The 12408-nt window shown below is 33.3% G+C and carries 7 protein-coding genes; 4 read left to right on the forward strand and 3 right to left on the reverse strand.

Annotated features, from left to right (window positions below; genetic code table 11):
- Nucleotides 1-106: 106 nt before the first annotated feature.
- The 4 genes from PWU04_RS00720 to PWU04_RS00735 all read left to right on the forward strand — a co-directional run bounded on the left by PWU04_RS00720 (nucleotide 107) and on the right by PWU04_RS00735 (nucleotide 4619).
- Nucleotides 107-1648 carry a glycerol-3-phosphate dehydrogenase/oxidase gene (locus tag PWU04_RS00720; protein WP_274473885.1) on the forward strand — a complete coding sequence of 514 codons (1542 nt, stop codon included), beginning with the start codon at nucleotides 107-109 and terminating at the stop codon, nucleotides 1646-1648.
- Between the two features lie 163 nt (nucleotides 1649-1811).
- Entirely contained in the window at nucleotides 1812-2540 is a 729-nt protein-coding gene (locus PWU04_RS00725; protein ID WP_274473886.1) for a nitroreductase family protein, read from the forward strand.
- A 253-nt stretch (nucleotides 2541-2793) separates the two neighbouring features.
- The gene (locus PWU04_RS00730; RefSeq protein ID WP_274473887.1) at nucleotides 2794-3756 is read left to right on the forward strand and encodes a quinone oxidoreductase family protein; all 963 of its coding nucleotides are present in this window, start codon (nucleotides 2794-2796) and stop codon (nucleotides 3754-3756) included.
- Between the two features lie 104 nt (nucleotides 3757-3860).
- Nucleotides 3861-4619, forward strand: coding sequence for a DUF6090 family protein (locus PWU04_RS00735; RefSeq protein ID WP_274473888.1), 759 nt, complete (start codon nucleotides 3861-3863; stop codon nucleotides 4617-4619).
- 188 nt (nucleotides 4620-4807) lie between these two features.
- On the opposite strand, the gene PWU04_RS00740 is transcribed toward PWU04_RS00735, so the two are convergent.
- From PWU04_RS00740 to PWU04_RS00750, 3 genes are read right to left on the reverse strand one after another with little or no spacing between them, the layout of a single operon-like run.
- A complete protein-coding gene (locus PWU04_RS00740; protein ID WP_274473889.1) occupies nucleotides 4808-8467 on the reverse strand; it encodes a metallophosphoesterase in 3660 nt (1219 codons plus the stop codon).
- Between the two features lie 24 nt (nucleotides 8468-8491).
- Entirely contained in the window at nucleotides 8492-10831 is a 2340-nt protein-coding gene (locus PWU04_RS00745) for a hypothetical protein (protein WP_274473890.1), read from the reverse strand.
- A gap of 11 nt (nucleotides 10832-10842) precedes the next feature.
- Nucleotides 10843-12000, reverse strand: a complete 1158-nt coding sequence (locus tag PWU04_RS00750; protein WP_274473891.1) for a Pycsar system effector family protein — start codon at nucleotides 11998-12000, stop codon at nucleotides 10843-10845.
- Between the last annotated feature and the right edge of the window lie 408 nt (nucleotides 12001-12408).

Genomic DNA, 12408 nt, shown 5'->3' on the forward strand with positions numbered 1-12408 from the left:
CTCCCAATTAACAAGGCAAAAGATACCTAACGATATCCTCCGTTTTCAACAGGCGGATTAACAACAGATAGACCTCGATGGATGAAAGAGCAATTAAACTTGATACATGACAAATAATATAGAAAACACAAATTGGGATATCTTAATTATTGGTGGAGGCTCTACCGGGATGGGTGCTGCTATTGACTCTGCTTCAAGAGGCTACAAAACACTTTTAGTAGAAAAAGAAGATTATGGAAAAGGAACTTCTAGCAAAAGCACCAAGTTAATACATGGTGGCGTTAGATACCTACAACAAGGAAATGTATCTCTAGTTTTAGAAGCCTTAAAAGAACGTGCTTTACTTAAAAACAATGCGCCACATATTGTTCACGATTTAAAATTTGTAGTTCCAACTTACGATTGGTGGGAAAGTCCTTTTTACGGGATTGGTTTGAAAATGTACGATTGGTTAGCTGGTAAGGAAGGTTTTGGTGATTCTAAATTACTTTCTAAAAAAGAAACGGTTCGTTTATTACCAACTATAACTCAAAAAGGTTTACGTGGTGGGGTTATTTATCACGATGGACAGTTTGATGACACCCGTTTATTAATAAATATGATGCAAACGGCAAAAGAGCAAGGAGCAGCTATTTTAAATTACCATGAGTTTATAAACTTTACTAAAACAAAAGACGGAATTATTGATGGTGGAGAAATTTATGACACTATAAATAACAAACGGTTTACCGTTAAAGCCAAAGCAATAGTTAATGCTACAGGTGTGTTTTCAGATACTATTAGAAATATGGACGACAGCACCGTTTCCAAAATAATAACCGGAAGCCAGGGGGTACATATTGTATTGGATAAAAGTTTTTTACCCGGTGATACCGCCATTATGATTCCTGAAACAAATGATGGACGTGTGTTATTTGCTGTGCCATGGCATGATAAAATTATAATAGGAACTACAGATACTCTGGTAAAGGAATATTCATACGAACCAATACCCCAAAAAGAAGAAATTGATTTTTTACTAAAACATACAGCTAAATATTTAACCAAAAACCCTACTAGAGATGATGTTAAAAGTGTTTTTGTAGGTTTACGTCCTTTGATAAAAAATGGAAATGTAGTACATACAAAATCAATTTCTAGAGAACATGCTATAGAGGTTAGTTATAATGGTTTGGTAACTATTGCAGGAGGAAAGTGGACAACGTATCGTAAAATGGCCAAAGACACCATAGATAAAGCTGCAATGATTGCTAAATTACCCCTGGTAAAATCACATACCGAGTATTTAAACATACATGGTCATAAAACCAATATAAAACCAAATGATTTTTTAGGTGTTTATGGAACAGATGCCGATTTGATTTTAGACTTAGTTGAAAAAAGACCTGAACTAAAAGAAAAAATACATCCGGAATATCAAATCATTAAGGGACAAGTAGTTTGGGCTATTAAAAATGAAGATGCAAAAACAATTGAAGATTTTTTAGCCAGACGCACACGACTTTTGTTTTTAGATGCAAAAGCCAGTTTACAATCTGCAACTATTGTTGCCGAAATTTTTAAGCAAGAATTAAATCTTAGTGATGAATGGAAACAGGAAGAAATTCTTCGTTTTACAAAACTCGCTAATCAATATTTATTAAGCTAACTAGAGGTTTTGTCCCTTTGTTGCGTTTGTAGAATTATAATCTAAAATTTCATAGCTAACCTGCCCTTATGCTGCCATAACTATAATCAGATAAACATTTACTGTCTATCTATACCCACTTAATAAATACAACTTTGTATTTTAAATTAAATTTATGAATGACATGGAAAAAACAGTTTCGGAAGCTATTGCTTATAGAAGATCCACAAGAATATATAAAGACGAGTCAATAGATTCTGAAAAAGTAAAGCAATGCTTGGTAAATGCTTCATTGGCTCCAACTAGTAGTAATCTTCAACTTTGGGAGTTTTATCACATTACCAATAAAGAAACTTTAAGCAAAATGTCAGAGGCATGTTTAAACCAGAGCGCTGCAAAGACTGCACAACAAATAGTTGTGGTAGTTGCTCGTAAAGATCTTTGGCGAAAACGAGCAAAGGCTAACATAGAGTTTTTGAAAAAAGTTTATGATAAAGAAAATCTTAGTGAACGTGATTTGAAACGAAAAAAAATGGCTATGAATTACTACAGCAAATTGATACCAACTATTTACATAGATTTTTTAGGCATATTAGGTTTAATCAAATATTTTATTTTTCAAATCATTGGGGTGTTTAAGCCTATATATAGACAAACCCGATTAAGTGATATGCGAATTGTGGCTCATAAAAGTGCTGCATTAGCCGCTGAAAACTTTATGATAAGCATGGCTGCTATAGGCTATGACACATGTCCAATGGAAGGCAGTGATACGTTAAGAGTAAAAAGAATTTTAAAACTACCTTCAAGCGCTGAAGTCACAATGGTAATTGGATGTGGAATAAGAGACAGCAAAGGTATATACGGACCTAGGTTTAGGGTTCCTTTTGATGAAATATATTCCAAAATTTAATTCAGTATAATCTGAGAAAAAAACAATTTTCCAACATGATTCTGTCACGTTCGTAGAATTATTATTTAAAATTCACAGCTAGCCTATCCTTGGGCTATCAAACCACAAAACAACTCATATCCAAGACATTAAACATAGCCCACCTATTTCATATTAACCAAAACAGCTATGTTTTTTTCACTAAATTAGATAAGACAGAACCTTTGTATAAGCATAGTGCTGGAGAAAGCGATAAAATCTAGAATATACATTAATGAAAGCATTGACATTTTCAAAATTTGGAACACCAGATGTGCTCGAATACATAGATATTCCAACACCCTCAATTAAAGAAGGAGAAGTGCTTTTGAAAAATAAGGCTATTGGATTAAACTATGCAGATATTTATAGAAGAAAGGGAAATTATCATCTAAAAGGAGAACCTCCATATATTGCAGGTTATGAAGGAGCCGGTGAGGTTACAGAATCGAAATCCAAGGTCTATAAAATTGGAGATAGAATTGCCTATACAGATGTTCCTTTTGCTAATGGTGAGTATATCGTTGTTCCAGAAGCTTATGCTATTCCTATTCCAGGACAATTTGATTTCGTGTTAGCAGCATCAGTACTATTGCAAGGACTAACAGCTCACTACCTTTCAAATGACAGCTATCAAGTCAAAGAAAATGATATTGTATTAGTTCATGCGGCTTCTGGTGGGGTTGGACAAATACTAACTCAACTATGTAAATCAAAAGGTGCTACTGTAATTGGGCTAACAAGAAGTCAGGATAAAATTGATACTATTTTGAGCTGCAACGCTGATTTTGCTGCTCAGCTTGATAACAACTGGAAGCAAAAGGTATTTGATTTCACAAAAGGGAAAGGAGTAGATGTGGTCTTTGATAGTGTGGGAACTACCTTGATAGACAGTTTTGAAGTAACCCAAGACTGTGGACACGTTGTTTTTTATGGAATGAGTGGAGGCGACCCTGATCCAGTTGACCCCAGAATGTTAATGGATACGAGTAAGACTCTGACAGGAGGCGACCTATGGAGTTATTTAACAAGTGAAGAAGAAAGGAAAAGAAGATCTGAAATTCTGTTTAAACTTATTTTGGATGGTGTTATTAAAATTAAGACTCCTATCCAGTTCAAACTTTCGGAAGGAAAAAAAGCACATAAATATCTGGAAAGTGGCAAAAGCTCTAGTAAAATAGTCTTAATCCCTGATTAAAATTAAAAATATCAATGTTATTTTTATTGAGTTAGATCCACAGAATCATATTTGGCTTGTGTAAACAATCTCACTTAATACACATTATGACCAAAAAATAAGTAATGATAAAATTCTTTAGAAAAATTAGACAAAATTTACTCTCAGAAGGAAAGACAGGAAAGACAGGAAAGTACATGAAATATGCTTTGGGAGAAATCGTATTAGTGGTGATTGGAATTTTGATTGCATTACAGATTAATAATTGGAATGAAAAAAGAAAGAGACATGTTCAAGCCGACAACTTTTTAAAAAGTATGATTTCAGATTTAGCTTCAGATACAGTAACAATAAATACATATGTAAAGTTTTTAGACCGCCTTTCTTATAATAGGGCTACACTTCTAAACACTCAAACAGTAAAGAACATTCCAATTGACTCTTTAATAGATTTATTTCAACCACGTTACGATGAAATTAAGATCAATGATCAAACATTCCAAAAAATGAAGAGTATTGGCTTAATTGAATTACCAAATCATAAAAATTTAATGGACTCAATTACCTTTTATTATACAAGGGACAATGACATGTTTAACAGCAACATTAACTGGGAAGTGGAATTCTCTAAAAAGGATGCCGAATTTTGGTACTATAATAAATTTTTTGAAAGCCCTTATCTATCTGATGAATTCACTTATTTAGATAGTGAGTTAAGAAGAAAATCCATTTTTGACTCTCTTATAAACACCGTTGAGGTAAAAAACAGAATAAGGACTAGTTTATTCAGAAAAAGACATACAAAAAATGCAGTGCTAAATGCTAAAGAAAAGTCTGCTGATTTGATTCTTTTAATAAAAGAATCATTAGACGCTGATAATTAATAATTCAGTGGCATTTTTAGAATAATAATCTAAATAACCAAAGGGAAAACTGGACTTATGCTACCATAACCACCAAATGAATTATATCAAGTCGAACACTTGTTATCCAACTATTCATTCTTAAATAGCACTCCTTTTTATAATTAAATAAGACAGAAGCCTAATACTCATTACAAACTTATTTTTATCTAGAAACCAAAGCCAAGACCAAAGGCTACACGAATTCCATCTGAAGAATTAAATATCCCTAAATTAGATGATAAAAATTCAACGGCATTAATAAATAATCCCCCTCCATAACTATTGTGCCATTTATTGGATGTATCGTTCATCACCCAGACTCTTCCGTAATCAAAGCTACCATAAACCCCAATTTTAATGGGAATTAATTGTGTTTTCATTCGATTAAAACTATATCTTAAATCTGTATTTTGATAGAAGGAACGTTTACCCGTAAACCGCTGATTCCTATAACCTCTTACCCCATCATCTCCTCCAATCGTTGCTGCTTGATAAAATTCAAATCCATTACCAAAATTAAAATGCCCCTTAATTTTAGTGGCAATTACCAGGCGACCAGAATTGTTTAATTTATGGGCAATACCCAATGTTGGAATTAGAAAAGTGAAATCTTTATTACTGGCACTTAAGTTATTTTTATATCCAAAATCAAGATCAAAACGCATACCAATTGTAGGATATGCAATATTGTCGTAATTGGAAAAATTATATTTTACATTTACACCTCCAAATGACACCTCATCAAAAACATAAAATGGTAGTACATTTGTAAAATCTAAAAACCTATTAGGTGTGTTTTGCACTTCAATTGTCTCGTATGTAAATCCTAATTGAATAATACTTCCTCGTTTAGAGTTCCATAAGAGTGATGGGGCAACACTAAACTCCCGCACCTTAACACGGTTAAAATCCAAGCCTTCATCATCATCAAAGTTTTCAGTTTCATTTCCGTAACCAAAAAAGTTTAAACTAAAATTAGGGCTATGAAATCTGGCTTCTACCAATGCATTTAAATGACCAATTACATGGGCAATTTCACCTCTATAGTCTAACTCAAAACCATTGGTAGCGAAATAATAATTCGCTCCAAACTGATGCCTACTTGTAAATGGATTACGTATAAATCCGTAAGTGGTATAGGTATCTGTAAACCCCATTTTAATTCCATCGTCTGGATTGAAACCAATCATTGGCAATAGTTGATTAACATTGTTTCGTAACTTCCTATAATCATAAACGTTAACATTGTAATCATCTGTAAGTTTAATACGGGCTTTTTTGGCTTGGTCTATAGTATTATTTTTAGACTTATAATCATATATCACTATATTCTTTCCTTGCTGAACAATATATTGGTCATTGTTTTGCCCTCCTATTAATCTTATAGTAATTGATTTACTCTTTCCTGTCACTTCAAAGGTATCGTCATCGTCTAAACCATATATCCAAATTTCTTTTGTTATTGTCGGATCGTAGATTCGATTATGGAATTCGTCTTTAATTTCACCTCCTTTTTTACGAAACATTGAAACCTTAACTGAGCCATTTTCATTGTTTTCTATTTTAATGAAATCGTCTTTATTGGTTGCAGTTAATACTGCAAATTTATTGACAAGCTTATAGTACCTATCGGAAATATCTTGAAGGTTTTCTCTCCTTTTTTTAAACAAATTTATTATTTCATCAATTGAGACATCCCTGACTTCTTCAGGAATGCTATTAAAAGCCTCTTCGATTACTTCATCGGTTATTTTAGACTGGATATATTGCACTTGTTCATCCCAGACAGACTTTTCTGAGCTATTCGTAAAAGCTACGTCCAGAGGAAATCCTGACACATTAAAACCTTTAACATCCATTAAATCGGACTCATATCCCCTAAACTTCCTAGCAGGAGGAATTAAATGTAAAGCCGTTCCAAAAAGAAAACCATCCGACATTTTAGAAAAGCATAAGTCTCTATCCCTAGGTAATGGTCTATAAACTGTCTTTTCTTGCTCCTTAAATTCCATCCATCGCCATTGATCTTGATGCCTATCAGCATCTCCTACTAGCATATCAAATAAACGTGCCTTTACAAACTCGACTTCATCTATTACTTTAGATTCATCACTTTGTACTTCTTGAATCATATCGAAAGTACTAACTATTTTTCCAGTAAAATCATTCCTAGAAGTTAGTTCTGTATGCCCTTCTGAGGCATGCTCTTCAAAAAGGTAAAGCTCATCTCCAAATTCTTCATTATAAGAACCAAGTGCTTCTTGCTTTGGTATGTAAAACAACCTAGGATTTAGATGCGCCAAATTAATTGCATCTGATAATCTACCAATAACAAATGGTGCGTATGGATGAGCTCCTGTGAAAACATCCTCTATAATCCCTTCGGAGGTTGTATTTATAAATTGCCCCTCAACATACTGATCCTGAAACATTGAAGATTGGATAAACTGAGCCGCTTGCTTTCTCATTGCTCGCATAACATAACGCCTTCCACCCTCTGTTTCTAAATGCAATGATTTAGACTGTGTTCCTCCACCTCTTCGTTTCGGTTTCATTCCACCCATTAGCGTATCGAGATAAACAACTTTAGCCGTTACAGGAGTACTGTAGTAGTCCCTAAACCTTTCTCCCCACAGCAACCTATAAAACTTAGACTTATCAGTTTCTTGTTTACTATATATAGTGGCTTTCATATTATTACCCGAGAGAGTCTCATACGTTTTATCTATATTCTGTTTTGCTGGAAAAAGGGTTTTACGGTATGATATAGTTTTCGTTTCTACATTAACAAATTGAACTGAAACAGATTGATTTTTCTTAATACTAAGAATAGCATATCCCAGAGCTCCTTCCCCATAACCAGCCCCTTTCTGAGCTTTGACAGCTGTAACCTTAGAACCAGAGCCACTGATTATCTGTTTTACATTATCGGTTTCAATATATTGAAGAGAATGCTCATGCCCTGAAAGGAATATAACCTTATCATTGTGCTGGGAAGCTGCAATAAGGTTCTTACGGAGGTCATTGTAAAACTGATTGTAAATATCGGCATTCACAACGCCACTAGTAGTCCTTAGTATATTTTTTGCTGTACCAATAATTGGCAATGGTTTCATATGCTCCATAAAACTATAATGGCCACCATGTGGTCCATAGGTAAACATAGGATGATGTATTGCCACTAGAGTCATTTTTCCTATATTTTTTTTTATTTGGCCACGAAATTCATCAAGAAAATCTTCACGTGTTTTTAAGTCACAATTATCATTGATCTTTGGGTGCTTGTCCCAGTTGGTTATGTACCAATGTGAATCCACGATTAGCAAAACGACATCATCACTTACTTTTATTTTTTCAATAGGGCAGCCATTTTCAGGTTGAAAAGTATTTTTCCCCAAAACACTCTCAACTATTTTTTCCTGTTCTTTTAAACCTTGAATCCCACTGTACCAATCGTGATTTCCCGGAATAAAAAAAGTCTTTCCAGGAAAAGTTTTGGCTATTTTAAGTTGTGTTTTCAAGACATTAACAGCCTCTCCTTGATTTTGAACTGGGATACCCTCGGGATAAACATTATCACCTAAAAACAATAACAAATCATTTTTATCTGCCCTAGAAAATTGCTTCTGCATATCCACCAGAGCCTTAGGCGGAGAACCATCTGTTTCTAATTTGCCTGCATCTCCAATTAGGAAAATATTTGTTGTTTCATTGTCAATAGACTCTATATTTACGATATCTAACGATTTATGATGTGATTCAAATGAAGCACAACCTAACAATAAACAAAGTACAACAGTATAATATCTCAGCTGTATTACTTTCATAAGTTCAACAAACTATTACCAATTTTACAAAGAATGTAGGTCTTCTACTTTGAAGAAGTTATCCGCTTTTTTTAGATTATGATTTAAATCCACTCTTATTGCTTTTATTCCGCTAGCCTCTTGTAGTTCTTCCAGTTCAACTATTTCCAGATTTTGACCAACATAATTTTTAGCTTGTAAAAACTCAAAATAAGCTAGATATTCTCGCTCTATTACAATACTTGAATAAACTACACAAAGCTTATAAGGTTGGGTAAGGCGTTCCTTGGTGTTTTTAATATGCGCCTTATCAATACGTTTTTTTATCATTTCATAACGCACATTGTATGCTCCATCAACGTCAAACTGCTTTTCATCCATTCGATACCTAATAGTTATTGGCACATCATATGCTAAAATTAGTGATGCAACCTCCAATCGAACTGGAAAGTCTTTAACTTCGTGATAGTACATCGCTTCCATTTCGCAAGTTACCTGTAATTGCCATAATCTTAGATTGTAAAGTGCTGAGGGATGAAACTCAAGATTTTTCACTAATGATTGCCCAATGTAAATATTGTGCTCAATGCCATCTGTTTTAAATTTCTCGAAATAATGAGGGAAAACGTCCTGAGCTTTAACCTGTTCTTTATCAATAAAATTGGATAAAATTTTATTGATAACACTAACAGTAACATCATACTTTTTACGTTCATGATACAGGGTTTTATTTGCTTTATCAAGCCTTCCTAAAAACATTTCTATGTCATCAGAATCATTACTTGTTTTAACTAAATATTCAAATAATGGAAAAATCTTGTTCTCAAAAAAAATATTTACTTCTTGTTCTGAATTGGCATGAAACCCCTCATTCAACTCAAATAAAAATTTATCTATTTGATAAATCAATTGTTCATAAAAAGGTAAGTCTTTATCTTTTATTCTCTTTTGAATTAAATCCTTACTTAAATTCAATTGTGTAGTTAAATCGGAAAGTATAGCATCATTTCGAGCCTTAGACGACCCTACAATATCGACTTGTCCATATAGTGGCAAAACATCCTTAAATACAATTTCATCAAAAACTGGAGAATCCCCATAATTACGCTCTTGAATGTATTTATTTGCTTCCTGCTCAAAACGCCATTGAACGGATGGATGAATAGATGTACATTCATTTTGAATTACAGCACTTATTTCATTTTCATATTCGGTGACTGACCGTTTAGAATAACTTAAAATAAACGGCATGATTGTCTCCAGCTTCACCATGTTAATAGGGTTAAGCTGATTAACTTTAGTAGTCCCCAACTCAATTATAAACCGTAATTTACCTTTAATTGGAATAGGTATTAGCGCAATACTTTTAAGCCCTCTTTCCAAAAGTTGCTTACTAAGCCTATTACCGCCTGTTTGCTTGTGATATAGCTCTACATTGGCTATTGTAACAGGCTTGTGTTCCTTAAATAATCTAGTATTAATATGATTGCACGCGTATTCATCAATACTCACACTATCCAAAGGAGACAGTGTAAGCATCTCAAAATTTCTATCGTATGGGGGAACCAGTTGATTATTATCAACACTATAGCTTCCTAACTTTAGATCTGGCAACTTGAAAATCCTGCGGATATCGCTTACTAAGAATTGAAAGCTATCTTTATTGGGCTTAATTAAATGAGACTTAAAGTCGTCTATCTGTTCATCAAGAGATGTATCAATTAAGTTAATTAATCCAAAACCTTCAATAGTCCAGGATTCTTTTGGAAAACACTTATCCCAGAGTTGCTTATCATGTGTTTTGGATAATAATTCTGTGAGAATATCTGGGGTTATTTCTATGGCATTCTCATTGGGATAAATATCCAAGAAATCAGCATTAAATGTCACCCTATAACGTTTCCTGATGCCTTTCTTATCGGTTACTGAAATTGTCTTGGGCCTATCGAAATCTACTTCATAATTATAATAACTATTTAAAATAATTGCATAGCCCAATAAATCAAAAGAGTCTTCATTATCCTTAAACAGATCATTAAATATATTATCAGTGGTATTTGCATTGTCTATAATTTTTCGCAATCTACCACTGCAATAAAACAATTCATTTGAATAAGGAAAAACAGCTGCCTTAATCTCATTGCTGGTCAATACCGGAGGAAAAACACTCACCATTAATTGATCGATTACAGCCTTGTATTCTAGAAACTCATCTTTGGAAGCTGTTCCAGCAATTAAAGCCGGATATGTATCAAAAAAAAGTAAAACTTCTTGAGCCTGATTTCGAGCAGCTGGATTACTAGTCTTCAAAATCCCCTCAAACTTTTCTTTCAACAAGCGAAGAGAAATAATTACTTTAAATAGTCCCGTATCCAAATACTCCATAATTCGTTTTTTTAGATTGAAACATTTAAATAATAGCTAATAATAAAAGACAGTGCTGATATAATAATACCTATCATAAAAACCGTGTAGGTCACGCGTAGCAAACGGTATTTCCTTTCCAGAACCAGTCCAAGATAATACAGGTCTTTTGTCAGTGAATTATATAAGGTATCTTCATTTGCTATTAAATGATTAATGCCCCATTCAAATTCCTTTAAACTCATCTTGTAAAAGTTACCGAAGAACAAAATATTGGTTGATTTGTTTTTAATCATATCCCGAGTAACCTTAACATTCGACACCTTTGGTCTAGTAGAAATAACAGACAATACTACAGAGCTCACACTAAAAACCATTAAAATTAGTGTTGGAAACACCAAAAACCTATTTGAAGGACTATCTAATTTAGGGATCAGATTTGAGAGTGCTATTGAAATTATTATTGCATTTACAGACAATAGAATATTCGCTTTAGTATCTGCAATAGCACTTAATTCTATATGGTTTTTTAATTGAACCCTAAATAAAGTTTCAACACCTCTACCAAACTTATTTTCTTTACTATTTTTATCTTTTTTTATGGAGGCTTTTTCAATTTTTTGCTGAAGCCTATATTGATTGATTTCTTTTTTGGGTTGCCAGTGTTGTTGGGCATAAATTGTATAAAACCTATGGGTTTGAAGAAATTCTTTATTTTGTATCAACCAATCAAATTCTTCTATATCCGATCCTTTTTTTAGACTTTCTTCCAAACGTAGTCTTTGCGAAATATCAAAAAAATCTTCTAACGCAAGATGACCACAATCAGCATCTTTAATTATCTTTTCCAGTTTAGTTTTGGGAACCACATCGCTTTTGGTAACCAAAATGAGCTGTTTGATTAGATCTAGTTGACTATCGTTAACACCTTCCTTTTGCAAAAAATCAGTTGCTATTCTTACGCTTTCCTCTTCATGCCCTTCATTTGTTTTCAAAAAACCAGTATCATGAAACCAAGCAGCTAACTTGACCAAGAAAATTTCTTCATCACTACAGCCTTCTTCAGTAGCTAAAATTGTCGTAAGATCAACAACTCTTTTAGTATGAGATGTATTGTGATAAAAGTTCTCTGAGGGTAAACTACTACCAAACAATTCTAAAACAAATGATTCTGTATTTTGTAAAACCATGCTCAAATTTGATGTAATTAAAAATACTAAATTTATGAGCAAAAAAGTAGAGTAAATTAAATCCGCCCAAAAACAACACTACTGATTCACAGCAAAATACCTTTTTCTATTTTATTCTCGCTGGCAATCTAGATTCTCCCAATGTTTACATTAAGTCTGAGTTCTGTCTCGTAGAGAAAGCTATAATATCAATTGCACAGCTAATAAGACCTTAGGCTGCCGTAACTACAAAATGACTTATGTAAAGATAAACACTTGCTGTCCATCTGTCCCTTCTTGATCACTACAACTTAGTGCATTTTACGAACCTTGATGTTACAGAACTTTTCCATTAGGTTAAGAATTCACCTTATTTTTCCCATAAAACTTGTACGATAATGGTGCATAACCAAAAAACGTCGCATATAA

The sequence above is a fragment of the Mangrovimonas aestuarii genome (assembly GCF_028767185.1).
GTDB classification, from domain to species: domain Bacteria; phylum Bacteroidota; class Bacteroidia; order Flavobacteriales; family Flavobacteriaceae; genus Mangrovimonas_B; species Mangrovimonas_B aestuarii.

What these genes read in the sequence shown, in the direction of transcription:
- PWU04_RS00720 (WP_274473885.1), top strand. Translation starts at nt 107, where the DNA reads ATGACAAATAATATAGAAAACACAAATTGGGATATCTTAATTATTGGT.
- PWU04_RS00725 (WP_274473886.1), top strand. Translation starts at nt 1,812, where the DNA reads ATGGAAAAAACAGTTTCGGAAGCTATTGCTTATAGAAGATCCACAAGA.
- PWU04_RS00730 (WP_274473887.1), top strand. Translation starts at nt 2,794, where the DNA reads ATGAAAGCATTGACATTTTCAAAATTTGGAACACCAGATGTGCTCGAA.
- PWU04_RS00735 (WP_274473888.1), top strand. Translation starts at nt 3,861, where the DNA reads ATGATAAAATTCTTTAGAAAAATTAGACAAAATTTACTCTCAGAAGGA.
- PWU04_RS00740 (WP_274473889.1), bottom strand. Translation starts at nt 8,467, where the DNA reads ATGAAAGTAATACAGCTGAGATATTATACTGTTGTACTTTGTTTATTG.
- PWU04_RS00745 (WP_274473890.1), bottom strand. Translation starts at nt 10,831, where the DNA reads ATGGAGTATTTGGATACGGGACTATTTAAAGTAATTATTTCTCTTCGC.
- PWU04_RS00750 (WP_274473891.1), bottom strand. Translation starts at nt 12,000, where the DNA reads ATGGTTTTACAAAATACAGAATCATTTGTTTTAGAATTGTTTGGTAGT.